This is a genomic window from Isoptericola halotolerans, assembly GCF_045689585.1.
GTDB classification, from domain to species: domain Bacteria; phylum Actinomycetota; class Actinomycetes; order Actinomycetales; family Cellulomonadaceae; genus Isoptericola; species Isoptericola halotolerans_B.
The window spans coordinates 3,514,841-3,538,683 of sequence record NZ_CP140108.1 but is presented as its reverse complement, the minus strand read 5'-3'; the positions used below and the strand labels follow the sequence as shown (position 1 = coordinate 3,538,683).

Here is a 23,843-nt window from a genome sequence, read left to right as displayed (position 1 = left end):
GGCGCGCCTGACCTCTACGACCAGCGTTCCGGACGGTCCCGATCGCCGGGTCCCGGCCCATGGCTCTCGGCGGCCCCATCGGCCGTGCCGCCGCGCACCGCGGTCGCACCGACGCCCACACCGGCGTCGAGGCCGGCGGCCATCGTCCCGGTCTTGCCGGCGGTACGGCGCATGGTGCGGCTGAGCCGCTCGGCCAGCTTCGACAGGCTGTAGTTGATGATGATGAACAGGGTCGCCGCCACCGTGAGCGCCTGGAGGATGTTGCCCTCGCCCGAGCCGAGACGGCGCGAGTACTGCAGGAGCTCGGTGTAGGAGATGATCGCGCCGAGGGCGGAGTCCTTGAGGACCACGACGAGCTGCGAGACGAGCGCCGGGAGCATCGCGACGAGGGCCTGCGGAACCTCCACGGAACGCAGCGACTGGCCCCGGGTGAGGCCCACGGAGAGTGCCGCCTCTCGTTGACCGCTCGGCAGGCCGTGCACGCCGGAGCGCACCAGCTCGGCCACGACGGCCCCGTTGTAGAGGATGAGCGCGATGACGACGCCCCAGAACGAGGAGTTCTCGACGCCGGCGTTCGCGAGCAGCAGCCAGAAGAACACCATCATCAGCAGCACGGGCACGGCACGGAAGAACTCCACGACGGTGCCGCACACCGTGCGGACCATCAGCTGCGACGACAACCGGCCGACGCCGAACAGCAGGCCGAAGACCATCGCGCCGACGATCGCCAGCGCGGCGGCCCGCACGGTGTTGAGGAACCCGGGCCAGTAGTAGTAGCGCCAGGCGTCAGCGTCGACGGCGTGCAACCACAGGGTGGGGTCGAGCTGCCCCTTGTCGGCGAGGCGCATCAGGACGAGCGCGGCCACGCCGGCGACGATCACGGCGCCGACGAGGTTGCCGAGCAGGATGCGGCGGCGTGCCCGTGGGCCCGGCGCGTCGAACAGGACGGACTGGGCGCTCATCGGGCCACCGCCAGACTCCTCGAGAGAGATGTGGTCAACAGGCCGACCGGTGTCACGAGGATCACGTAGCCGATCGCGAAGGTGAAGAAGATCGCGTAGATGTAGTCGGGCCGGAACTCGATCATCGTCTTCATCACCGAGGACGTCTCGGTGGCCACCGAGGCGGCGGCCGCCACCGTCGTGTTCTTGATGAGGGCGATGAGGACGTTGCCGAGCGGCGCGATGGCGCCGCGGAAGGCCTGGGGCAGGATGATCAGCCGTGCGGCGGGCAGGAACGACAGACCGATGGACCGGGCGGCCTCGGCCTGGCCGACCGGCACGGTGTTCACGCCGGAGCGGATCGCCTCGCACACGAACGCCGCGTGGTAGACGGACAGCCCCACCACGGCCAGCCAGAAGAAGTTCGTGTTGAAGTCGGTGGCGAGAGACAGCTCGAGCTGTCCCCAGGCGCCGAGGACCATGAACACCATGATGATCGTCAGGGGCATGTTCCGGAAGACCGTCACGTAGGCGGTGCCCGCCCACTGCAGGCTGCCGATCGGCGAGATCCGGAACAGCGCGAGGACGGAGCCCAGGGCGAGGGACAGCACAGCGGCCCAGAGCGCGAGCTGGATGTTCACCCAGAACGCGCCGAGCACGTCGTACTCGCGGAGGATGTCGAGGTACTCCTGCACGCGGCAGTCGCTCCTTCGGGGGAGAGGTCGGTCGATGGTGCGGTGTGCGGAGGTCGCCCGCGGGGTGGACCGGGCCCGCCACGCGGAGCGCGGCGGGCCCGGTGCCGGTCAGGCCCGCGTCACATGTCGCAGGGCTCGTACTCCGGCGGGTTGAGCTCGTCGTTCGGCACGTAGCCGGTGCCCTCGGTCGCGGCGTCGAGCGCCTCCTGCCAGGAGCCGTCGTCGACCATGTTGGTGATGGCCTCGTTGATCGCCTCGCACTGGTCGGACTCCTGCGGGATGCCGACGCCGTACTTCTCCTCGGAGAAGGTGTTGCCCACGACCTTCACCTGGCCGGCGTTGGCCGGCTGCGCGCCGAGGCCTGCGAGGATGATGTCGTCGGTCGTCACCGCGTCGACCTGACCGGAGATGAGCGCGGTGACGCACTCGGCGTACCCCGGCTGCTCGAGGAGGTTGACGCCCTCGGAGTACTCCTCCTTGATGCGCTGGGCCGACGTCGAACCGGTGACCGAGCACAGGTTCTTGCCGTCGAGGGTGTCGGGTCCGGTGATGTCGGTGTTGTCGGCGGCGACCAGCAGGTCCTGGCCGGCGACGAAGTACGGGCCCGCGAACGAGACCTGCTCACGGCGCTCGTCGGTGATCGAGTAGGTCGCGAAGATCATGTCGACCTGGCCGGTGGACAGCAGCGTCTCGCGCTGGGCGGACGGTGCCTCGGTCCACTCGATCTGGTCCTCGGAGTAGCCGAGCTCGTTCGCCACGTACTTGGCGACCTCGACGTCGAACCCGGTCGGCGTGTCGCCCTCCATGAAACCGAGCCCGGGCTGGTCGAACTTGATGCCGATGGTGACCGACTCGTCGCCGCCATCGGTCTCGCCGCCTTCACCGCCGCCGCTGCCGCTCTCACCGCCGTCCGAGCAGGCGGCGAGCGTCAGAGCAACGGTCGCTGCGAGGGCGACCACCCCGGTGGTGCGTGTGCGTCGCATGATGCTTCCCTTCGTCGTGATGCTGGATGTGGAGATCAGTGGGTGAGGATCTTCGACAGGAAGTCCTTCGCGCGGTCACTGCGCGGGTGGGTGAAGAACTCCTCGGGGGTGGCCTGCTCGACGATCTGCCCGTCGGCCATGAACACGACGCGGTCGGCGGCCTTGCGCGCGAAGCCCATCTCGTGGGTGACGACGATCATCGTCATCCCCTCGTGCGCGAGCTGGACCATGACGTCCAGGACCTCGTTGATCATCTCCGGGTCGAGCGCGGAGGTCGGCTCGTCGAAGAGCATCACCTTGGGGTGCATCGCCAGCGAGCGGGCGATGGCGACACGCTGCTGCTGACCCCCGGAGAGCTGGGCCGGCAGCTTGCTCGCCTGGTTCTTCACCCCGACGCGGTCGAGGAGCGCCAGGCCCTCCTCGTCGGCCTGGGACTTCGACAGCCCGCGCACCTTGCGCGGGCCGAGGGTGACGTTCTCGAGCACCGACTTGTGCGCGAAGAGGTTGAAGGCCTGGAAGACCATCCCGACGTCGGCCCGCAAGCGCGCGAGCTCGCGTCCCTCGGCGGGCAGCTCCTCGCCGTCGATGCGGATCGTGCCGTCGTCGACGGTCTCCAGCCGGTTGATCGCCCGGCAGAGGGTGGACTTCCCGGAGCCCGACGGGCCGATGACGACGAGCACCTCTCCCTTGCGGACGGTGAGGTCGATGTCCTGCAGCACGTGCAGGTCGCCGAAGTGCTTGTTGACTCGTTCGAGCTCCACGAGCGGAGCACCCAGGTGCTCTCCCGCGGCACGAGCCGATCCGCTGTGATCCATCCCTCGAACCTAACCAGTCGATGTTACGTTCACCAGCATCGTTGGTCCCGCGTCGGCAACGAATCGGTAACGACACCGCCGCTCAGCGTGCCGTACCGGCCGTCGCGCGTGCGGAGGCCGTCTGTCGCCCGCCGTACCCTAGGAGGCGATGTCCACCACCATGCCCCCACCGCACGCCACCGGCACGCCCGGCCGCGCCGAGGCGGACGCGCGCACCTATGTCGTCCGCACCCTCGGGTGCCAGATGAACGTGCACGACTCCGAGCACATGGCCGGGATGCTCGAGCAGGCCGGCTACACCCGGGCCTCCGCGGCGGACGACGCCGCGAGCCGAGCCGACGTCGTCGTCATCAACACCTGTGCGGTGCGGGAGAACGCCGCGACGCGCCTCTACGGCAACCTCGGCCAGCTCGCGAGCCTCAAGGCGGAGCGTCCGGGCATGCAGATCGCCGTCGGCGGCTGCCTCGCGCAGAAGGACCGTGGCGACATCGTCTCGAGGGCGCCCTGGGTGGACGTCGTCTTCGGCACGCACAACCTCGACGCCCTGCCGGTGCTGCTGGAGCGCGCGCGGCACAACGAGGCCGCGCAGGTGGAGATCGCCGAGTCGCTGCAGGTCTTCCCCTCGACCCTGCCGACCCGTCGGGAGTCGGTGTACGCGGGTTGGGTCTCGATCTCCGTGGGCTGCAACAACACGTGCACGTTCTGCATCGTGCCGCACCTGCGGGGCAAGGAGCGCGACCGGCGACCCGGCGAGGTCCTGGCGGAGGTCCAGGCCCTGGTCGACGCCGGAGCCGTCGAGGTGACGCTGCTCGGCCAGAACGTCAACAGCTACGGCGTCGAGTTCGGCGACCGGGGAGCCTTCGCCAAGCTGCTGCGCGCCTGCGGCCGGATCGACGGCCTCGAGCGCGTGCGGTTCACCTCGCCGCACCCGGCGGCGTTCACGGACGACGTGATCGACGCGATGGCCGAGACGTCGAACGTCATGCCCCAGCTGCACATGCCGCTCCAGTCCGGCTCGGACAAGGTGCTGCGGGCGATGCGTCGCAGCTACCGGTCGGAGAAGTTCCTCGGCATCCTGGACCGGGTGCGGGGAGCGATCCCGGACGCCGCCATCACCACGGACATCATCGTCGGCTTCCCGGGGGAGACCGAGGAGGACTTCGCGGAGACGCTGCGCGTGGTCGAGGCCTCGCGCTTCAGCTCGGCGTTCATGTTCCAGTACTCGCCGCGGCCCGGCACCCCGGCCGCGACGATGGACGACCAGCTGCCCAAGGAGGTCGTCCAGGAACGTTTCGAGCGGCTCCTGGCCCTGCAGGAGCGCATCAGCGCCGAGGAGTCCGCCACGCAGGTCGGCCGCACGCTGGAGGTGCTGGTCGCCGAGGGCTCCGGCAAGAAGGACGGGGCGTCGCACCGGCTCAGCGGGCGCGCCCGGGACAACCGCCTGGTCCATCTCGCGCTGCCCTCCGGCGTGCTGCCGGACGGCGCCACGCTCGCCGACCGGCCCGCCGGTCTCGACGACCCGCGGCTCGCCGGTGCCGCGCACCTCGACCCGCGGCTGCCCCGGCCGGGCGACATGGTCACGGTCGAGGTCACGCGCGCCGCGCCGCACCACCTCATCGCGGACTCGGCCGTCGACGGCGGGACCTACGCCGTGCGGCGCACCCGCTCGGGCGACGCCTGGGTGCAGCGCGAGAAGACCCGCCTCGGCGGTGGCGAGGACGAGCACTCCCACGGCGCCCCGGCACCGGACGGTCCCGTGGTGCTCGGCATGCCGACGCTGCGCGCGAGGGCGTAGCGGCCGCGCGCGGCGTGGGCCCGGTCTCTCGTCAGGGCTCCGTCAGCGGGCCGACGCTGGCGAAGAACTGCGACGCCGTGACGAGGCCGCACGAGACCGTCTCGGCGAGCTGGACGTCCGTCGCCCCGTGCTCCAGGTCCACCGACACCTCGGTGTAGAGCGCGAGGCCGTCGCCCTCGGGACGGGTGTATACCTTGGGCCAGATGCGCTCGCGGTTCCAGTCGTTGCAGGCCTGCAGCACCGCGGGACGGGCGGAGTCCGGCACCGTGCCGGCCCACCGGCCCCGCACCTGGAGTATCTCGGAGTCCTCGCCCAGGAGGAGGAACCAGAACCGGTTGCCGTCCCAGGTCCCGGTGATGTCGCCGTCGTCGTCCGTGCGGAACCGGTAGCCGCGGCGCGCCAGGTCGTTGCCGACGCGCGCCAGGGACACCGGGCTGGGCAGGGCAGGCCGTACCCCGGGCCGACCGCCGTCGCGGCCACGCCGGCGGGCGGCCTGCAGGACGGCGGCCGTGGCGCGTCGCAGCGGGCCGCTCACGGGGCGCTCCGCAGCGGGTCGGCGAAGACCTCGTCGAGGTGCTCGAAGAACATGGCCGAGGTGGACAGGCCGCACTGGAGGTGCTGACCGAGCTGGTCGTCGTTCGCGCCGTGCTCGACGCTGACGGTGACCTCCGCGCACACGACGACGGCGCCGTCGTCGCGGACGCGGGCGTACGTCTTCGGCCAGATCCGTTCGGCGTTCCACTCGTTGCAGACCTCGAGGACCTCGCCGAGGCGTTCGATGGTCGCCTCACGGTGCCACTGCCCGCGGATCTGGAGCACCTCGCCGTCGGGTCCCAGCGCGAGGAAGTGGAACAGGCGACCGTGCCACAGCCCGCCGAGGTCGCCGTCGGTGTCGACGAAGTAGGTGAACCCCGACTGGTCGAGCCAGGCGCTGATCCGTTCCCGCGACACCGGGGCGGGCAGCGCGCCCACGGCGTCCCCGACCGGTCCGGCCAGCAGGACGTTCTGGACGTCGGAACGCAGCCGGTCCGGTTCGCCGCCCTCGGGAGCCGGGGGCGTGGACGACCTGGCGGCCCGACGTGATCCGAAGAACCTCACACGACCCACGCTACACGGCCCGGGTAGCGTGGCAGCGTGCCCGTCCACGCCGTGGCCCTGCCCGCCACCGTCCTGCTCGTCACCGGTGCCGCCGGTGGTGCCCGCCCGCTGGCGGAGGTCCGCGCCGCGATCCGGACGGAGGTCGGCCGGTGCGCCGCCCCCGACGGGGGTCCGGTGCGCACCTGGGGCGTGCTCGCCCCGGCCGTGCGCTCGACCACCGGTCGGCGCCGTCCCTCGTTGGCGGCGGCGGGCATCGCCGACCGCTGGGTGCCCCTGCTGCGGGACGCCGGGGACGTCGGCGCCGACGTGCGACCGTGGCCGCCGGATCCAGCCGGTCTCGCCGCGTCGGTGGCCCTGCTCGTGCTCGCCGACGCCAGGGGACCGGCCACGGCGGCCGAAGCCGTCGTCGTCGAGCTGGCGCCCGCTGCCGACCAACCCGCCCGCCAGGCCGCCGTCGACGCCCTGGCGCGTTGCGACGCCCTCCTCGTGGCGGACGGCACGGGTCCGGGCGACCCGGGCGGCACCGGCGGCACCGGCGGCACGGACGGTGCCGTCGACGCCGTCGTGGCACGCCTCGCGGACCGGGCCGGCTGGGAGGCCACGACCCGGACGGTCGCGGTGACCGGGCCGCACCTGCCCGAACGGTACGACGTGGTCGTGTGGGGCGGGCCGGGCACGCCCGGCCCGTCCGGGCACCGGGCCGGGACTCAGAGCGCCGCCGCGAACCAGCCGACCCCCGCCAGCAGCAGCCAGAACCGGACGGTCCGTCCCACCAGGAGCGTCGGCACGTAGATCGACAGCGGGACCCGCAGCGAGCCGGCGACGACGGCGATGATCATCAGCGGCGGGAACCCGAGGCACGCGGAGGCGAGGAGGACCGCGATCGTGAGGACCGGCCGGCCGGCGATCCGGCCGTGCCAGCGCTCGTACGCCAGTCGCCAGCGCTCCTGGGAGAGCTTGCGCTGCAGGCGACGCGACTGCATCGATCGCGCCGCCAGGAGGTACCAGGCGACCTTCGCGAGCGTCTGGCCGACACCGGCCACCAGGGCCAGCGCTGCCACGCGGGCCGGTGACCCGGCGGCATCGGTCGCCGCGGCCACGCCGCCCAGGTACACCTCGATGCTGACGACCGGCACGAGCCCGGACAGCAGGCTCACGGCGAAGGTGGTCAGCAGCAGCACCCGCGGAGCCTATCCCGGCGCCGGTCCCGGCTAGCGTGGACCCGTGATCGTCGCCGTCGTAGGACCCACCGCCACCGGGAAGTCGGACCTCGCGCTGGACCTGGCCGAGGCGTTGTCCCACGCCGGTCCCGGCGTGGCGACCGTCCCGGCCGAGATCGTGAACGCGGACGCCTTCCAGCTCTACCGCGGCATGGACGTCGGCACGGCCAAGGTGCCGCCGTCGCAGCGCCGCGGCGTCGTGCACCACCAGCTCGACGTCCTCGACCCGGACCAGGACGCCTCGGTGGCGCGGTACCAGGCAGAGGCCCGCGCCGACCTCGACGCGATCGCCGGGCGTGGCGCGCGCGCCGTCGTCGTCGGCGGGTCCGGGCTCTACGTGCGAGCCCTCCTGGACCACCTGGACTTTCCCGGCACCGACGCCGCCGTGCGCGCACGGCTGGAGGAGCGCGCCGAGACCGAGGGACGGCACGCGCTGCACGCCGAGCTCGCCCACGTCGACCCGGCGGCGGCGGAGTCGATCGGCCCGACGAACACGCGTCGCATCGTCCGGGCGCTGGAGGTCGTCGAGATCACCGGGCAGCCGTACACCGCGAACCTGCCCCGGCAGGAGTACGTCCGGCCCGCCGTGCAGATCGGGCTCGACTGCGACCGCGAGACGCTGGACGCCCGGGTGGCAGGCCGGGTGGACCGGATGTGGGACGCCGGTCTCGTCGACGAGGTGCGGCGTCTCGCCTCGCCCGCCCAGGGCGGCACGGGCCCGGGCCTCGGGGCCACGGCCGCCCGCGCGGTCGGCTACGCCGAGGTGCTGCGCTGGTTCGCCGGGGAACGGACCGAGGGCGAGGCGCGCGCCGACGTCGTCGCCAACACCCGTCGCCTGGCCCGCAAGCAGATGGGCTGGTTCGGGCGCGACCCGCGCGTACGGTGGCTCGACGCCGGGTCGCCGAGCCTGCTCGACGAGGCGCTCGCCGTCGTGCGGGCCGCCGACGACGGTGAGCTGCCGGCGCCGGGGGACGGGCCCGTACGCCGTAGTCTGGGCTCATGACCTTGCGCTTCACCAAGGGCCACGGGACGCACAACGACTTCGTCCTGGTCGCCGACACCCGGGGAGACCTCGACCTCACGCCCGAGCAGGTGCGGCACCTGGCCGACCGCCGCGGGGGAGTCGGCGGCGACGGCGTCATCCGCCTCGCCCCGACGTCCGCGGTGGCCCGCGCGGGGGAGACCGCGGCGGACGCCGTCCTGGCCGAGGAGCCGGAGGCGATCTGGTTCATGGACTACCGCAACTCCGACGGCACGGTGGCCGAGATGTGCGGCAACGGTGTGCGGGTCTTCGCCGCGTTCGCCGAGAGCCTCGGGCTGGTCGACCTGTCCGGCGGCGGCGAGCTCGCCCTCGGCACCCGGGGCGGCGTCAAGCGCGTCCGCAAGGAGCCGAACGGCTGGTACGCGGTCGACATGGGCCCGTGGGCGTACCCCGGCGGCCAGGACGCGGTGGCCGCCGGCGCCGACGCGGCGGTCATGGTGGCCGGCTGGGACGCTCCCCGGCCCGCGCTGAGCGTCGACCTGGGCAACCCGCACACCGTCGTCGCGCTGTCGCGGCCGGCGGAGCTCGACGCGCTCGACCTGAGCCGGACGCCCGCCGTCGATCCCGCGCCGCCGCACGGCACCAACGTCGAGCTGGTCGTCCCGCTCGGCGAGGAGACGACGCCCGACGGCGGCACCGTCGGCCGCGTCCGCATGCGCGTCCACGAGCGGGGCGTGGGGGAGACGCAGTCCTGCGGCACGGGCGCCTGCGCGGCGGCGCTCGCGGTCCGCGCGTGGGCCTCCCACGGGACCGCCGACCCCGACCAGGTCCCGACCACGTGGTTCGTCGAGGTCCCCGGCGGTGAGGTCCGCGTGCGGCTCCTCGACGGTGGTCACGTCGAGCTCGCCGGTCCCGCCGAGCTCGTGTTCAGCGGCGACGTCGAGCGGTAGCGCGCGGCGGGCCTCGCCGCGAGGTCTCGCCGTCGCGCGGCCCGCCGCTCGTCAGAGCGTCGTGTGCAGGACGCGGAACCCCTTCGACGACGCCGTCCGTGCCGTCGTCAGCCCCAGCTCGGAATCGATCCAGCGGGCGAGCGAGTCGGACCCGAGGTTCTTCTGCACGACCATCCAGGCGCCGCCCGGGGCACCACCGGGCACCAGCCGCGGCAGCCATCGCCGCAGCATGTCGTGCAGCACCTGCTTGCCGACCCGGATGGGTGGGTTGGACCACAACGCGGCGAAGGTGACGTCGTCGGGCACCTCGTCCGGCGTGACGGCTCGAACCCGCCCGGAGAGCCCGAGCCGGTCCGCGTTGCGGCGCACCAGGTCGAGAGCGCGGAGGTTGACGTCGACGGCCCAGACCGTCGCTCCCGGGCTCCGCAACGCCATCGACAGGGCGACCGGGCCCCAGCCGCACCCCAGGTCCAGGAGGTCGCCGGCCGGAGGGGCGGGCACCTCGTCGAGCAGGATGCGGGTGCCCTTGTCGATCCCGCCGGGGGAGAACACGCCGCCGGCGACCTCGACCTCGACCCCGCCGCCCGCGAGGTGGACCTCGAGCGTGCGGCGCTCGGCGTCGGAGGCGGGCTCGGCCGTGAAGTAGTGGTCGCTCACACCGGCATCGTAGAGGGATGCCGGAAAAGTCCTCGGCCGGGACGAAACCGCGTGGGATCCTTGTTCTACCGACGTACCCCACGGAGAGGACCATCTTGACCCACATCCCGACCGACCCCGAGCGCACCTCCGCCGAGCCCGTCGAGCCGCGCGGGTCCCGCGACGCCCAGTCGATCGCCAACGACGTCGTCGCGCGGGTGCTGGCACGGGCCGGGACGGCTCGGTCGGAGGGCACCACGGTCCACACCGCCCACGACGGTGACCAGCTCGACCTCGCCGAGCGCGCGGCGCTGCGCCGGGTCGCGGGCCTGTCGACCGAGCTCGACGACGTCACAGAGGTCGAGTACCGACAGCTGCGCCTGGAGAAGGTCGTGCTGGTCGGTCTGTTCCCGGGCGGCGAGGCCGCCGCGCGGGAGGCCGACGTCTCGTTGCGCGAGCTCGCGGCGCTGGCCGAGACGGCCGGGTCCCAGGTGCTCGACGGCCTGCTCCAGAAGCGCGCCAAGCCGGACCCCGGGACCTTCCTCGGTTCGGGCAAGGCCGCCGAGCTCGCCCAGATCGTCGCGGCGTCCGGCGCGGACACCGTCGTGGTCGACACCGAGCTGGCCCCGTCCCAGCGCCGCGGGCTGGAGGACATCGTCAAGGTCAAGGTGGTCGACCGCACCGCCCTGATCCTCGACATCTTCGCCCAGCACGCCAAGTCGCGTGAGGGCAAGGCGCAGGTCGAGCTCGCACAGCTCGAGTACCTCCTGCCGCGCCTGCGCGGCTGGGGCGAGTCGATGTCCCGCCAGGCCGGTGGCCAGGTCGGCGGCGCGGGAGCCGGGATGGGCTCGCGCGGACCGGGTGAGACGAAGATCGAGCTCGACCGCCGCCGCATCCGCAACCGGATGGCCAAGCTGCGCCGCGAGATCGCGGCGATGGCACCGGCGCGGGAGACCAAGCGTCACGACCGCAAGCGGCACGCGATCCCGAACGTCGCGATCGCGGGGTACACGAACGCCGGCAAGTCGTCGCTCCTCAACGCGCTGACCGATGCAGGCGTCCTGGTGGAGAACGCTCTCTTCGCCACGCTCGACCCCACCGTGCGTCGGTCGCGGACCGAGGACGGGCGCGTCTTCACGTACGCCGACACCGTCGGTTTCGTGCGTCACCTGCCGCACCAGCTCGTCGAGGCGTTCCGCTCGACGCTCGAGGAGGTCGGCGACGCCGCCCTCCTGCTGCACGTCGTGGACGCCTCCCACCCCGACCCGGAGGGCCAGATCGACGCGGTCCGCGAGGTGCTGAGCGAGATACCCGGCATGGACGCCGTCCCCGAGGTCGTCGTGCTGAACAAGGCGGACGTGGCCGACCCGACAGTGGTCGGGCGCGTGCAGCGGCGAGAGCGCCGCACCGCGGTCGTCTCCGCGCACTCGGGCGAGGGGATCGCCGAGCTGCGCGCCCTCATCGCGGACGCTCTGCCGCGACCGGCCGTCGAGATCGACCTGGTGGTCCCGTACCACCGCGGCGACCTGGTCCACCGCGTCCACGAGAACGGCGAGCTCGTCGGCGAGGAGCACCTCGCCGGGGGCACGCGGCTGCGTGGCCGTGTCGACGCCGCGCTGGCCGCCGAGCTGGAGGGCGTCGCGCTCTGAGAGGTGTGGACGAGGTAGGGAGCCCGGCTCCCGCGCCCGTAGGATCGTCCGGTGAACTCGTCCGCCGCGTCCGCCGACCCTCCTGAGACCGTGCCCGAGGTCACCGAGCTGCTCGACCTCGCCGTCTCGTCGCTGGGCGGCTCGCGGCGCGAGGGACAGGACCGCATGGCCCGGGCGGTCACCGAGGCGGTCGAGTCCGGCCGTCACCTCCTCGTGCAGGCCGGCACCGGCACGGGCAAGTCGCTCGGGTACCTGGTGCCCGCCGTCCGGCACGCGGTCGCGTCGGGGGAACGGGTGGTGGTCTCGACCGCTACCCTCGCCCTCCAGCGCCAGGTGATCACCCGCGACCTGCCGCTGGTCGCCGACGCGGTCGCGCCGCGGCTGCCGCGGCCGCCCCGCGTCGCCCTGCTCAAGGGCTGGCACAACTACCTGTGCCGCCACAAGGTCACCGGCGGCTACCCGGTGGACGGGGCGACGCTCTTCGACCTGCCGGCCGACCCGGGCCCGGGCGAGGGGTCCTCGGCCGAGCAGCACCCGAGCGCGGCCGGCGGAGGCTCCGACGACGGCGCGCGGCTCGCCGACCACGTCCGCCGCCTGCACGCGTGGGCGCAGGAGACCACCACCGGCGACCGGGACGACCTCGTGCCGGGCGTGCCGGACCGTGCGTGGCGGCAGGTGTCCGTGACCTCGTTGGAGTGCCTGAACCAGCGCTGCCCGCTCATCGACGAGTGCTTCGGCGAGCAGGCGCGCAACACCGCCCGCGAGGCCGACGTCGTGGTGACGAACCACGCGATGCTCGGTATCGCGGCGTCGGGCAACCCGAACGTCCTGCCGGAGCACGGAGTGCTGGTGGTCGACGAGGCGCACGAGCTCGTCGACCGGATCACCGCCGCCGCCACGGTCGACCTGTCGGGCGGCAGCGTGGAGCACGCCGCCAGGCTGGTGCGCCGGCACGGCGGGATCCTGACCGACGACCTGGACGCGGCGGCGCGGGCGCTGGCCGGACTGCTCGCCAGCGTCCCGGCGGAGCGATACCCCCAGGGTCTTCCCGCTGAGCTGCGGACCGCGGTCGAAGCGGTCCGCGACGCCGCACGGTCGTTGCTCAGCGACCTCAAGCCCGAGAAGGGCGCCGAGCCCGACGCCGGGCTGAAGATGGCGCAGTCGGCCACGCAGCAGCTCTTCGAGGTCGCCGAGCGCATGGCGGCCCAGGACACGGGCGACGACGTGCTGTGGTGCTCGCGGCCACCGGCCGACGCGCCCTGGGGCGACGGTGTCGGGCGCCTGCACGCCGCCCCGCTCGCCGTGGCCGGCCTGATCAGCACCCAGCTCCTCGCGGAGCGCACCGGGGTGCTGACGTCCGCGACGCTGGCACTGGGCGGGACGTTCGACCCCGTGGCCCGGTCGCTGGGCCTGGCGGCCTCCACGGGCGACGACGGCGGCGCGTGGCGGGGCATGGACGCGGGGAGCCCGTTCGACTACCGCAAGCAGGGCATCTGCTACGTCGCCAAGCACCTGCCCGCCCCCGGTCGCGAGCCGACCACGGCGGCGCAGCTCGACGAGATCGCAGGGCTGGTCGAGGCCGCCGGTGGGCGCACCCTCGGCCTGTTCTCGTCCCGCCGGGCCGCGAACGCCGCCGCGGAGGCGATGCGCGAGCGGTTGGACGTCCCGGTGCTCTGCCAGGGAGACGACCAGCTCCCCACCCTCGTGCAACGCTTCGCCGCCGAGCCGGAGACCTGCCTGTTCGGCACCCTCTCGCTCTGGCAGGGAGTCGACGTCCCCGGCGACGCCTGCCGGCTCGTCATCATCGACCGGGTGCCCTTCCCCCGGCCGGACGACCCGGTGCGCTCGGCGCGGGCCCGGGCCGTCGAGGAGGCCGGCGGCAACGGTTTCATGCAGGTCGCCGCCACCCACGCCGCGCTCCTGCTGGCGCAGGGTGCGGGACGCCTCATACGGTCCGCGACGGACCGGGGTGTCGTGGCGGTCCTCGACCCGCGGCTCGTCACCGCCCGCTACGGGTCGTTCCTCACCCGGTCGATGCCCGACTTCTGGCGCACCACCGACGCCGACCTGGTGCGGTCCGCGCTGCGTCGGCTCCCCTCGCGCGACGCGGGCGGCAGCCCTAGCCTGGGCGCGTGACAGCACCTCGCAGCACGACCAAGCTCGCCGTCGTCGGTGCCGGGGCGGTCGGTGCCACCCTCGCCTTCACGGCGCTGGCACGCGGTACCGCCCGGACCGTGGCGCTGATGGACGTGAACCGGGCCAAGGTCGAGGCGGAGGTGCTCGACCTGCAGCACGGCGGGATGTTCGTCCCGCAGGCGGAGGTGATCGGCTCCGACGACGTCGAGGTCTGCCGTGACGCCGACGTCGTGGTCGTCACGGCCGGGGCGAAGCAGCGGCCTGGCCAGTCCCGCCTGGACCTGGCGGAGGCGACCATCGCGCTGACCCGGTCGATCCTGCCGGGGCTGGTGGAGGTCGCCCCGGACGCGACGTACCTGCTCGTGACCAACCCCGTCGACGTGGTCACGTCGGCGGCGCAGCAGGTCTCGGGGCTGCCGCCGGAGCGGGTCTTCGGCTCCGGGACGGTCCTGGACTCGTCGCGGCTGCGCGCGGCGCTCGCGCAGCACTGCGGGGTGGCGACGGCGAACGTGCACGCCTACGTGGCCGGTGAGCACGGCGACTCCGAGATCGCGCTGTGGAGCTCGGCACGGATCGCCGGGGTCCCGCTCCTGGAGTGGGAGCCGCTGCCGGGTCGTTCGCCCCTCGACGCGCAGGTGCGTCGGGCGATCGCCCGCGAGGTCGTCGAGTCCGCGTACCGGGTGATCGCCGGCAAGGGGGCCACCAACTACGCCGTCGGTCTGGCGGCCACGCGGATCGTGGAGGCCGTGCTCAACGACGAGCACCGCGTCATGCCCGTCTCGACGCGGATCGACGGTTTCCACGGGATCGACGACGTGTGCCTGTCGCTGCCCACCCTGGTCGACTCGCGAGGGGCGACCACGGTCGTCGATACGCCGCTGTCCGACGAGGAGGTCGAAGGGCTGCGTTCGTCGGCGGCGAGCGTCCGCGCCGTGCAGCGGCGGTTCGGCCTCTGAGGACCTCGACCTCCCGGTGGGCCCGTCAGAGGCTGCGCAGCACGGCGACGACGCGGCCCAGCACCTGTGCCTCGTCCCCGACGATCGGGTCGTACGCCGGGTTCTGCGGCAGCAACCACGTGCGGCCGTCGGACTGCTTGAACGTCTTGACGGTCGCCTCGCCGTCGAGCATCGCGGCCACGATCTCTCCCTGCTCCGCGACGTTCTGACGACGCACGACGACCCAGTCGCCGTCGCAGATCGCGGCGTCGATCATGGAGTCGCCGGCCACCTTCAGCAGGAACAGCTCGCCGTCACCGACGAGCTGGCGCGGCAGCGGGAAGACGTCCTCGACGACCTGCTCGGCCAGGATGGGGCCGCCGGCCGCGATCCGGCCGACGAGCGGCACGTAGGAGGGCGCCGGCGTCCCGCCGTCGGCGCCGTCCGTGGCCCGGAGGTCCGCCAGGGCCGGTGAGGCCGCGCCGGCCGACGACGCCTCGGCCGTCCCGGGCTCCACGACCTCCATCGCCCGTGGCCGGTTCGGGTCGCGCCGCAGGTACCCCTTGCGTTCGAGCGTGGTCAGCTGGTGCTTCACCGAAGAGGGGCTCGCCAGGCCCACGGCCTCGCCGATCTCGCGCATGGTGGGCGGGTAGCCGCGGGTCTCGACCGAGTCGCGGATGGTGTCCAGGACACGGCGCTGGCGGGCGGTGAGGCGGTCCAGCCCGGGCGAGATCTCCGACACCGACGCGAGCCCGCCGCCGCGCGCCCCGGTGCCGCCGTCACCGCTCGTCTCGCGTGTCGTCCTCATGCGTCACTCCCGTCAGTACCGAACCCACCGCGCCGGACAAAAATCGGACAAACCTGCCGTCGATGGACCCAGCCTAGGTCAGATCGCCCTCGACATCAAACATTTGTTCGAGATCTCTCGACGCGTGTCGGGGCGACGTGCTACCAATGGGTACAGGTGTTCGACGAACAGGTGTATGAAGGACACGTGTTCGAATCGGCCGACGGTCCGGGAGCGTCTCCGGCGGAGAGGGGTACGTCATGACATCGCGCACAGCGGTTCCGGCAGTCGACGAGGTGCGGGGGCTCGGTGACCTGCGGCTCACCGCTCGTGGCCGCCGCGCTCTCGTCGCGCTCGCGGTGCTCGTGCTGTCCGCCTCCCTGATGGCGTGGGGTGCCGGCGCCGTCGCGGACGCCCCGGGACGAGCCATGGAGGTGCAGCTGAGGACGGTCGCGCCGGGGGAGACGTTGTGGCAGTACGCCGAGTCCGTGGCGGAGCCCGGGGACGACCTGCGCGACGTCGTCGCCGAGCTGAAGGAGCTCAACGGCCTGCGCACCACGGCGCTGCAGGTCGGGCAGGTCGTGGTGCTTCCTGGCGGTGGGGCCGGTCACGGCCGGACCTGATGTTGCACGGAGGTGGCACCGGCGCATACTTTCGTCGGGCCGCCGGGCACGGGCTCGGCCTCGACCGCAGGAGACTCCGGATGCACTGCCCGTTCTGCCGACACGCCGACTCCCGCGTCGTCGACTCGCGAACCGCCGACGACGGCTCGTCGATCCGGCGTCGCCGCCAGTGCCCCTCCTGCCAGCGACGGTTCACCACGATCGAGACGGCAAGTCTGTCGGTGGTGAAGCGCTCGGGTGTCACGGAACCGTTCAGCCGCGACAAGGTCGTCTCGGGGGTGCGCAAGGCGTGCCAGGGGCGCCCGGTCAGTGCCGACGATCTCGCACTGCTGGCGCAGCGGGTGGAGGAGACGCTGCGCGCGTCCGGCAGCGCGGAGATCGACGCCTACGAGATCGGGCTCGCGATCCTCGGCCCGCTGCGTGAGCTCGACGAGGTCGCGTACCTGCGGTTCGCCTCGGTCTACCAGGCGTTCGACTCTCTCGACGACTTCGACGCGGCCATCACCTCGCTGCGCGCCGAGCGCGCCGAGCGAGAGGCGTCCTCCGGCTCGGACGGGGGCTCCGCCGGGGACTGACAGGCACCGACCGGGCGCAGTCGTCGGTGTCCCGCGAGACACGGCGCGAATTCCCCTCGCCACGGAGCCCTGCGAGGGGCATGCTGGTCCCATGAGCGACGACAAGAGGGCGACCGCGCCGGGTGACGAGGCCAAGGCTCGGTTCAAGGCGGCACTCGAGAAGAAGAACGCCGCGCACCACCCGACCGCCGAGTCCGGGCGGAACACCGGGGCGGTGCACGGCTCGGAGACCTCCGGTCCTGTCCAGCCGATGTTCCGGCGGAAGTCCGGCTGACGCGAGCGACGTGGCGATCCCGTCACGACGAAGGGGGCCGGCACCGTCGTGGTGCCGGCCCCCTTCGTCGTCGTGGTCGGCGTGCGGCGGTCAGCCGGCCGCCGGCCCGGGCGGGAACTCGGGGCGGTCGAAGGCGTCCCGGATCCGGAGCCGGACCGTGGTGTCCATCGCCATGAGCTTCTTGGACGCGCCGCGCTGTGTGACGTCGGAGATGTCGGTGACGACGTAGCCGAGATCTCCCCGGGTGGCGAGCATCTGCGCCTCGATGTTGGCGCCGTGGTCCGCGAAGACCTGGTTCACGGCGGCCAGGACGCCCGGGACGTTGCGGTGCAGCAGCGCGATGCGCCCGACGCCGGTGTGCTCCAGCTGCAGGTTGGGAAGGTTGACGGACAGCGTCGTCGACCCGGTCAGGAAGTAGTCGCGCAACTTCTTCGCCACGAAGTGACCGATCGACTCCTGGGCCTCCAGGGTCGACCCGCCGACGTGAGGGGTCAGCACGACGTTGTCGAGCCCGCGCAGCGGGGAGTCGAAGCGGTCGCCCCGCTTCTTCGGCTCGGAGGGGAAGACGTCGACGGCCGCCCCGGCGAGGTGGCCGGACAGGATGTGCTCGCGCAGCGACTCGAGGTCCACGACGAAGCCGCGCGACAGGTTGAGGAAGATGGCCCCCGGCTTCATCCGGGCGAACATGTCCCCGGTGAACATCCCGGCGTTGCCGGCCCGGCCGTCGACGTGGATGGTCACGGCGTCGGCGACCTCGAGGAGCTCGTCCAGCGTCTCGACACGGCGCGCGTTGCCCAGGGCCAGCTTCTCGGCGGCGTCGAAGAAGACGACCTTCATCCCCAGGTTCTCGGCGAGCACCGAGAGCTGCGAGCCGATGTTGCCGTACCCGATGATGCCGAGCGTGCGACCGCGCACCTCGTGGGAGCCGTCGGCGGTCTTGTCCCAGACGCCGTCGTGCAGGGCCTTGTCGCGCACCGTCAGGCGCCGGGTCAGGGCGATGATCTCGGCCACGGCGAGCTCGACGACCGAGCGGGTGTTGGAGAACGGTGCGTTGAACACCGCGACGCCGCGGGAGGCGGCCGCCTCGAGGTCGATCTGGTTCGTCCCGATGGAGAACGTGCCCACGGCCAGCAGGCCGGGGACGGACTCCAGGACGTGGCGGGTGACCTGGGTCTTGGAGCGGATGCCGAGGATCTGGAAGTCGGCGAGCGTCTCGATCAGCTCGGCCTCGTCGAGCGCGCCGGGGCGCGTCTCGACCTCGATCCCCGCATCACGGAGGATCTCGACGGCAGCAGGATGGACGTTCTCGAGGAGGAGGGCGCGCAGCACGGACCTATGGTGCGCCACCGCGCCCCGCCCCACAAACCCGTCTCACCCCTCGTGCACCAGACCGTCGGGCAGCTCGCGGGAGTGCACCACCACCAGGGCCTGCGTCGGCCGTGTCATGGCCACGTACAGATCCCCCCACCGGCCGGGGCCGTCGGCGACGTCCGCCGGCTCGACGAGCACGACGGCGTCGTACTCCAGCCCCTTGGCCTCGCGCGGAGAGGTCACCACGACCTGGGCGTCCTCCGCGCGCTGCGCCTCGAGCCGTGAGGCCTCGGCCGGGCCGAGGGTGTCGGCGAGGGAGCCGAGCACCTGCTCGCGCAGCTTCGCCAGGTCGTCCCCGGCGGCGATGACCGCCACGCGCCCGGACCCGTCCGGGGCGACGTGCTCCTGGGCGAGGTCGGCCGTCCAGGAGGCCGCCCGTCCGAGGGGGTCGTCGGTGCGTTCGAGCCGCAGCGCGCCGGGGACGTCCCGCGCCGCCGTGAGCGGCGAGACGGGCAGGCCCGCCGCCGTGGCGACCCGTTGGGCGGCGTCCGCCACCGCAGCGGGCGTCCGGTAGCTGACCGTCAGCTCGCTGAGGCGCCAGCCGTCGCGCAGGACCGGGTCGAGGGCGTCGGGCCAGGACCCGGCGCCGGCCGCGGACGACGTCTGGGCGACATCCCCGACGATGGTCAGGGAACGGGTCGGCACGCGCCGCACGATCGCGTGCCACGCCATCGGGCTCAGCTCCTGCGCCTCGTCGACGACGACGTGCCCGTAGGTCCAGGAGCGGTCCGCCGCGGCTCGTTCGGCGGTCGTCAGCACCGGCCCGCTCGGCGCGAACCGGTCGGCGAGCGTCTGCGCGTCGACGAGCCCCCCGCCCGCTCCCGTGGACTCGAGCACCGACCGGGCGTACTCGACCTCGGCGGCACGCTGCGCCTCGGCGGCACGCTGCTCCGCACGGGCCACGGAGTAGTCGACCCCGAGCAGCTCGGCCGCCTCGTCGAGGATCGGGACGTCGGACTCCGTCCACGCGGCGTCGGGCGAGCGCTGCAGGAGCCGGCGCTCGGCGGCGCTCAGCTCCGGCGCGGCCTCGGCGAGCCGGTGGGGCTTGGCCCACAGGTCGGCGACGAGCTTCTCGGGCGAGAGGGGGAACCAGGCGAGGTTCACGGCGACCCGCACGTCGCGCTCGCCGCGCAGGTCCTCCTGGAGCACCGCGACGTCGTGCTCGGACAGCTCGGAGTCGGTGCGCTCGCGGTACTGGTCGACAAGGCGTGCGAGGATCTCGCGCACGAACGTCGCCCGTGCCTCGTTGTGCGGCTTGTGCGTGCGCCGGGCCCGGGAGATCGCCTCGCGCACCTCCCGCCGCCGGATCGTCAGGTCGACGCCGTCGACCCGGACGGGGACGTCCTGGGCCGGCACCCGTTCGCGTGCCCGCACGGCACGCCGGACCGCCGTGCGCCACAGCAGCCGCCCCTTGATCTCGGCCACCGGACCGTCGTCGACGCCGTCCGCGCGCACCCCCGGCAGCAGCTCGCCGACGGTCGTGGAGACGACGCCGGTCTCCCCGAGGGAGGGCAGGACCTGGTCGATGTAGCGCAGGAACGCCCGGCTGGGGCCGACGAGGAGGACCCCCGACCGTTCCAGGACCCGGCGGTGGGCGTAGAGCAGGTAGGCCGCACGGTGCAGCGCGACGGCGGTCTTGCCGGTGCCCGGCCCGCCCTGGACGACCAGGGCGCCCCCGAGGTCGTCGCGCACGATCCGGTCCTGCTCGCCCTGGATGGTCGCGACGATGTCGGCCATCCGGCCGGTGCGCCGGGTGGCCAGGGAGGCGAGCAGGGCCCCCTCGCCGGAGAGGGAGGAGGCGTCGAGCCCGTCGGCCACGGCGTCGAGGTCGAGCACCTCGTCCTCGACGCCGGTGACGGTCCGTGCCGAGGTGACCACGTGCCGCCGACGGCGCACACCGTCCGGGTGCATCGCCGTCGCCCGGTAGAACGCCTGGGCCGCGGGCGCCCGCCAGTCGGTGAGCAGCGTGCGGTGCTCGTCGTCCGTCAGGCCGAGACGACCGACGTAGCGGATCTCGCCGTCGTCGAGGTCCAGCCGACCGAAGGCGAGCCGGTCCTCCACGGCGTCGAGCTGGGCGGCGCGGTCCGCGTAGAGGGTCGCGAAGGCGTCCCGTTCGCTGCGGTTCTGCGGCGATCCCGACGGCCCCACCCGCCGTACCTCGGCGAGCCGTTCGCGCGCGGTGGCGCGCAGCTCGTCGAGGCGGGCGTACAACTTCGTGACGACCGCCTGCTCGCGTGCCAGCTCCTCGCGCCTGCCTGCCACGCGTCCTCCTGGTGCTCCTCGGATGTGCGGCCGACCATCATTCCACGACTGCGCGGCCCGGCGCGCCGACCGGCGCGGTCGGCCGGCGACGCGCCGGACCACGGTGGCGATGACGGAGGCGGTGGCGACGGCATAGGATCGCGGTCATGATCAGCGGCGACGGGGGACGCGCCGGGTCCGGGGACGGGGAGTCGGCGGAGCCGGCGGTCGTGCTGCTCGTGGAGGACGACGACGGCGACGCCCTCCTCGTCACGGAACTGCTCGCGGACGCCGAGGTCGAGATCGAGGTGCGCCGCGCGACGTCGGTCGCCGAGGCGGCCGAGGAGCTGGACCAGGGGCGCGTGGACTGCCTGGTCGTGGACCTGGGTCTGCCGGACGCCGTCGGACTCGACGCGGTCGAGCAGCTGCGCCGTTCGACCGAGCGGCACCCCGTCCCGCCGGCCCTCGTCGTGCTGACGGGCCACGCCGGCATCGACCAGGGCGTCCGGGCCGTGGCCGCGGGTGCCGACGACTACCTCGTGAAGGGCGAGACGGGTGCCGACCTGCTCGGGCGGTCCTTGCGCTACGCGCTCCAGCGCCGCCGGTCGGCCGCCCAGCAGCGGGCGCTGTACCGCAGCGAGGTGCGGGCGGCCGAGACCGCACGGCTGGAGCGTGCGCTGCTGCCCAAGCCGCTCGTCGAGGACACGACGGTCTCGGTGATGGTCGGCTATCTCCCCGGGGGTAACGGTCTGCTCGGCGGCGACTTCTTCGACTCCGTCGAGACGGCGGACGGCACGGTGCTGTCCATGATCGGGGACGTGGCCGGCCACGGACCGGACGAGGCGGCCCTGGGCGCGACGCTGCGCACCGCCTGGCGCACGCTCGTCCTGACGGGAACCCCGCCCGCCGACGTGCTCGGCCACCTCGAGCGCGTCCTGGTGACCGAGCGACCCCGCCCGGAGACGTTCGTGACGCTGTGCCAGGTGGCCGTCGCGGCCGACCGTCGCGGTGTCGACGTCTACCTGGCGGGCCACCCGGCGCCGATGCTCCTGACGGGTCCGGTCGGCGACGTCCGGTGCGACGATGTCGTGCCGACGGCCCGCGGACGGGCGCTCGGCGTCCCGGTGGACGGCGGCTGGACGCCGCAGCGCGTGGAGGTCGACGGCCCGTTCGCGGTGCTGATGTACACCGACGGGCTGGTGGAGGCCTCCGTCGCCGACGGTGCGGGGATGCCGCCGCAGGAGCGGGGTCGGCGCGGTGCCCGCCGGGTCGGGGTGGACGGGCTGCGCGACCTCGTGCAGCAGGAGCTCGACGAGTCAGGCTTCGTCGGTGTGGTGGAACGGGTGCTGCGCCGGGTCCGAGCGGTGCACGGCGGCCCGCTCGTGGACGACGCCGCCGTGCTCGTCGTGGGCTGGACGGGTGCGGACGAGGTGGTCGGGGAGCGGTCCTCCACCCTCGCCGACTCGGCGGAGTGGGCGCGCCCGTGAACGCGGCGCCGTCGGTGCTGCACGGGCTGCGTCGCCTGCTGCGGGGCGCCGGTCTGGTGCTGCTGCTGGTTCTCGTGGTGGCGTTCGTCGCGATCCTGGTGTCGTTGCGGCTGCTGACCACCGAGGCGGACCCGGAGGCCATCGAGCTCGCCCGCCGCTGGAACGAGGTGGTGCTGGTCGTCGTGGGTGTGCTCGGGGTCGTCGCGGTGGTGCTCGGCTGGATGGTCTGGCAGGCGCTCCAGCGCGGTGTGACGGCCCCGCTCGGGACTCTCGCGGCCGAGGTGCGCGCGGCGAGCACGGGCGAGCACGACCATGAGATCCCCCGGGTCGGCACCGGCGAGGTCGCCGCGCTGAGCCGGGACGTCGAGGACATGCGCCGCGAGCTGGTCCAGCAGGTGGCCGAGGCGCTGGCGGCGCACGCGGAGGCCGAGGACGCGCAGGCGCGGCTGCAGGACCAGGCCCGGGAGCTGGAGCGGTCCAACCGCGACCTGGAGCAGTTCGCCTACGTCGCCTCGCACGACCTGCAGGAACCGCTGCGGAAGGTCGCGAGCTTCACGCAGCTGCTGCAGAAGCGCTACGGGGACCAGCTCGACGAACGTGCCGACCAGTACATCGCGTTCGCCGTGGACGGCGCGCACCGGATGCAGCGCCTCATCCAGGACCTGCTGAGCTTCTCCCGGGTGGGCAGGTCCGGGGCGCCCCCGGAGGACGTCGACCTCGAGGTGCTGATGGGCCAGGTGCTCGCGGACCTCTCGGAGCGGGTCGAGGAGGAGGCCGCCGAGGTCACCCACGACCCGCTGCCGGTCGTCCGCGGGGAGCGGGGGCTGCTCCTGCTGCTGCTGCGCAACGTCGTCGGCAACGCCCTGAAGTTCCGGCATCCCGACCGTCCCCCGCGGGTGCACGTCTCGGCCGCGCCGGCCGACGACGGCACCGGGTGGGAGCTGTCCTGCCGCGACAACGGCATCGGTATCGACCCGCAGTACGCCGAGCGGGTCTTCGTCATCTTCCAGCGCCTGCACCCCAAGGAGGTGTACAGCGGTACCGGGATCGGCCTCGCCCTCGTCAAGCGGGTCGTGGAGCACCACGGCGGACGGGTGTGGATCGACACGGGCGCCACGCAGGGCGCCACGATCCGCTGGACGCTCCCGGGTCCGCATAGGGTGGCGGGATGACGGAGCAGCAGGTCGGTATCGAGGTCCTCCTCGTCGAGGACGACCCGGGTGACGTCCTCATGACGCGCGAGGCGTTCGCGGAGCACAAGGTCGCGAACCGGTTGTCGGTGGTGTCCGACGGCGTGAGCGCGATGGAGTTCCTGCGTCGCGAGGGCGACCACGCCGACGCGCCACGTCCGGACCTCGTCCTGCTCGACCTGAACCTGCCCCGCATGGACGGCCGTGAGGTGCTCGCCCTCGTCAAGGAGGACCCGGTCCTCAAGCACATCCCGGTGGTCGTGCTCACCACGTCGGAGGCCGAGGAGGACGTGCTGCGCTCGTACACGCTGCACGCCAACGCCTACGTGACCAAGCCCGTGGACTTCGAGCGGTTCATCGACGTCGTGCAGCAGATCGACGAGTTCTTCGTCTCGGTGGTCCGCCTGCCGCGTCACTGACCTCGCGGGAAGATCCGGGGGCCCCGTCGGGTTGACCCCCG

The 23,843-nt window shown here is 73.2% G+C and carries 24 protein-coding genes; 13 read left to right on the top strand and 11 right to left on the bottom strand.

Features of this window, described 5'->3' with window-relative positions; all coding sequences use genetic code 11:
- Nucleotides 1-14 precede the first annotated feature (14 nt).
- The 4 genes from UQW22_RS16660 to UQW22_RS16645 form a co-directional block, all read right to left on the bottom strand.
- The gene (locus UQW22_RS16660; RefSeq protein WP_407318252.1) at nt 15-962 is read right to left on the bottom strand and encodes an amino acid ABC transporter permease; all 948 of its coding nucleotides are present in this window, start codon (nt 960-962) and stop codon (nt 15-17) included.
- A complete protein-coding gene (locus UQW22_RS16655) occupies nt 959-1,636 on the bottom strand; it encodes an amino acid ABC transporter permease (RefSeq protein ID WP_407318251.1) in 678 nt (225 codons plus the stop codon). The genes UQW22_RS16660 and UQW22_RS16655 overlap by 4 nt, the downstream gene beginning before the upstream one ends.
- Nucleotides 1,637-1,755: 119 nt before the next feature.
- Nucleotides 1,756-2,619: a glutamate ABC transporter substrate-binding protein gene (locus UQW22_RS16650; protein ID WP_407318250.1), complete on the bottom strand. Its 864-nt coding sequence runs from the start codon at nt 2,617-2,619 to the stop codon at nt 1,756-1,758.
- A gap of 35 nt (nt 2,620-2,654) precedes the next feature.
- Nucleotides 2,655-3,434 (bottom strand): amino acid ABC transporter ATP-binding protein, encoded by a 780-nt coding sequence (locus UQW22_RS16645; RefSeq protein ID WP_407318249.1) that lies wholly within the window; start codon nt 3,432-3,434, stop codon nt 2,655-2,657.
- A 148-nt stretch (nt 3,435-3,582) separates the two neighbouring features.
- Between UQW22_RS16645 and miaB the strand changes: the two genes are divergently transcribed.
- Entirely contained in the window at nt 3,583-5,229 is a 1,647-nt protein-coding gene (gene miaB / locus UQW22_RS16640; RefSeq protein ID WP_407318247.1) for a tRNA (N6-isopentenyl adenosine(37)-C2)-methylthiotransferase MiaB, read from the top strand.
- A 31-nt stretch (nt 5,230-5,260) separates the two neighbouring features.
- On the opposite strand, the gene UQW22_RS16635 is transcribed toward miaB, so the two are convergent.
- Together UQW22_RS16635 and UQW22_RS16630 are read right to left on the bottom strand one after the other, a co-directional pair.
- A complete protein-coding gene (locus UQW22_RS16635; protein WP_407318245.1) occupies nt 5,261-5,764 on the bottom strand; it encodes a YbjN domain-containing protein in 504 nt (167 codons plus the stop codon).
- Entirely contained in the window at nt 5,761-6,327 is a 567-nt protein-coding gene (locus UQW22_RS16630) for a YbjN domain-containing protein (protein WP_407318243.1), read from the bottom strand. Before UQW22_RS16630 ends, UQW22_RS16635 begins: the two co-directional genes overlap by 4 nt.
- 36 nt (nt 6,328-6,363) lie before the next feature.
- Here UQW22_RS16630 and UQW22_RS16625 point away from each other — a divergent pair, with 36 nt between their 5' ends.
- Nucleotides 6,364-7,119, top strand: coding sequence for a hypothetical protein (locus UQW22_RS16625; protein WP_407318242.1), 756 nt, complete (start codon nt 6,364-6,366; stop codon nt 7,117-7,119).
- Here the strand turns inward: UQW22_RS16625 and UQW22_RS16620 are convergent.
- The gene (locus tag UQW22_RS16620; RefSeq protein ID WP_407318241.1) at nt 7,035-7,508 is read right to left on the bottom strand and encodes a hypothetical protein; all 474 of its coding nucleotides are present in this window, start codon (nt 7,506-7,508) and stop codon (nt 7,035-7,037) included. The two genes, UQW22_RS16625 and UQW22_RS16620, sit on opposite strands and share 85 nt — an antisense overlap.
- A 43-nt stretch (nt 7,509-7,551) precedes the next feature.
- On the opposite strand from UQW22_RS16620, the gene miaA reads away from it, so the two are divergent.
- Together miaA and dapF are read left to right on the top strand one after the other, a co-directional pair.
- Entirely contained in the window at nt 7,552-8,550 is a 999-nt protein-coding gene (gene miaA / locus UQW22_RS16615; protein ID WP_407318240.1) for a tRNA (adenosine(37)-N6)-dimethylallyltransferase MiaA, read from the top strand.
- Nucleotides 8,547-9,479, top strand: coding sequence for a diaminopimelate epimerase (gene dapF, locus UQW22_RS16610; RefSeq protein WP_407318239.1), 933 nt, complete (start codon nt 8,547-8,549; stop codon nt 9,477-9,479). The genes miaA and dapF overlap by 4 nt, the downstream gene beginning before the upstream one ends.
- A 51-nt stretch (nt 9,480-9,530) precedes the next feature.
- Here the strand turns inward: dapF and UQW22_RS16605 are convergent, their stop codons facing one another.
- A complete protein-coding gene (locus UQW22_RS16605; RefSeq protein ID WP_407318238.1) occupies nt 9,531-10,136 on the bottom strand; it encodes a class I SAM-dependent methyltransferase in 606 nt (201 codons plus the stop codon).
- A 95-nt stretch (nt 10,137-10,231) separates the two neighbouring features.
- Between UQW22_RS16605 and hflX the strand changes: the two genes are divergently transcribed.
- The 3 genes from hflX to UQW22_RS16590 are packed head-to-tail and all read left to right on the top strand — an operon-like array spanning nt 10,232 to nt 14,856.
- Complete coding sequence (gene hflX / locus UQW22_RS16600; RefSeq protein WP_407318237.1) at nt 10,232-11,764, top strand: GTPase HflX; 1,533 nt, start codon at nt 10,232-10,234, stop codon at nt 11,762-11,764.
- Nucleotides 11,765-11,815: 51 nt separating this feature from the next.
- Nucleotides 11,816-13,900: an ATP-dependent DNA helicase gene (locus tag UQW22_RS16595; protein WP_407318235.1), complete on the top strand. Its 2,085-nt coding sequence runs from the start codon at nt 11,816-11,818 to the stop codon at nt 13,898-13,900.
- Entirely contained in the window at nt 13,897-14,856 is a 960-nt protein-coding gene (locus UQW22_RS16590; RefSeq protein WP_407318234.1) for an L-lactate dehydrogenase, read from the top strand. Before UQW22_RS16595 ends, UQW22_RS16590 begins: the two co-directional genes overlap by 4 nt.
- Nucleotides 14,857-14,881: 25 nt before the next feature.
- Here UQW22_RS16590 and lexA read toward each other — a convergent pair whose 3' ends face one another.
- The gene (lexA, locus tag UQW22_RS16585) at nt 14,882-15,643 is read right to left on the bottom strand and encodes a transcriptional repressor LexA (RefSeq protein WP_407318233.1); all 762 of its coding nucleotides are present in this window, start codon (nt 15,641-15,643) and stop codon (nt 14,882-14,884) included.
- Nucleotides 15,644-15,882: 239 nt separating this feature from the next.
- Between lexA and UQW22_RS16580 the strand changes: the two genes are divergently transcribed.
- The 3 genes from UQW22_RS16580 to UQW22_RS16570 all read left to right on the top strand — a co-directional run bounded on the left by UQW22_RS16580 (nt 15,883) and on the right by UQW22_RS16570 (nt 17,094).
- The gene (locus tag UQW22_RS16580; RefSeq protein WP_407318232.1) at nt 15,883-16,245 is read left to right on the top strand and encodes a LysM peptidoglycan-binding domain-containing protein; all 363 of its coding nucleotides are present in this window, start codon (nt 15,883-15,885) and stop codon (nt 16,243-16,245) included.
- A gap of 80 nt (nt 16,246-16,325) precedes the next feature.
- Nucleotides 16,326-16,820 carry a transcriptional regulator NrdR gene (gene nrdR / locus UQW22_RS16575; RefSeq protein ID WP_407318230.1) on the top strand — a complete coding sequence of 165 codons (495 nt, stop codon included), beginning with the start codon at nt 16,326-16,328 and terminating at the stop codon, nt 16,818-16,820.
- A 91-nt stretch (nt 16,821-16,911) separates the two neighbouring features.
- Nucleotides 16,912-17,094 carry a DUF5302 domain-containing protein gene (locus UQW22_RS16570; protein ID WP_407318229.1) on the top strand — a complete coding sequence of 61 codons (183 nt, stop codon included), beginning with the start codon at nt 16,912-16,914 and terminating at the stop codon, nt 17,092-17,094.
- Between the two features lie 90 nt (nt 17,095-17,184).
- Here the strand turns inward: UQW22_RS16570 and serA are convergent, their stop codons facing one another.
- Together serA and UQW22_RS16560 are read right to left on the bottom strand one after the other, a co-directional pair.
- The gene (gene serA, locus UQW22_RS16565) at nt 17,185-18,423 is read right to left on the bottom strand and encodes a phosphoglycerate dehydrogenase (protein WP_407318228.1); all 1,239 of its coding nucleotides are present in this window, start codon (nt 18,421-18,423) and stop codon (nt 17,185-17,187) included.
- Between the two features lie 42 nt (nt 18,424-18,465).
- Complete coding sequence (locus tag UQW22_RS16560; RefSeq protein WP_407318226.1) at nt 18,466-20,727, bottom strand: HelD family protein; 2,262 nt, start codon at nt 20,725-20,727, stop codon at nt 18,466-18,468.
- A gap of 146 nt (nt 20,728-20,873) precedes the next feature.
- Here UQW22_RS16560 and UQW22_RS16555 point away from each other — a divergent pair, with 146 nt between their 5' ends.
- The 3 genes from UQW22_RS16555 to UQW22_RS16545 are packed head-to-tail and all read left to right on the top strand — an operon-like array spanning nt 20,874 to nt 23,802.
- The gene (locus tag UQW22_RS16555) at nt 20,874-22,193 is read left to right on the top strand and encodes a PP2C family protein-serine/threonine phosphatase (protein WP_407318224.1); all 1,320 of its coding nucleotides are present in this window, start codon (nt 20,874-20,876) and stop codon (nt 22,191-22,193) included.
- On the top strand, nt 22,190-23,365 hold the full coding sequence (locus tag UQW22_RS16550; RefSeq protein ID WP_407318223.1) for a sensor histidine kinase: 1,176 nt from the start codon (nt 22,190-22,192) through the stop codon (nt 23,363-23,365). Before UQW22_RS16555 ends, UQW22_RS16550 begins: the two co-directional genes overlap by 4 nt.
- Complete coding sequence (locus tag UQW22_RS16545; protein ID WP_407318222.1) at nt 23,362-23,802, top strand: response regulator; 441 nt, start codon at nt 23,362-23,364, stop codon at nt 23,800-23,802. Before UQW22_RS16550 ends, UQW22_RS16545 begins: the two co-directional genes overlap by 4 nt.
- The last annotated feature ends 41 nt before the right edge of the window (nt 23,803-23,843 follow it).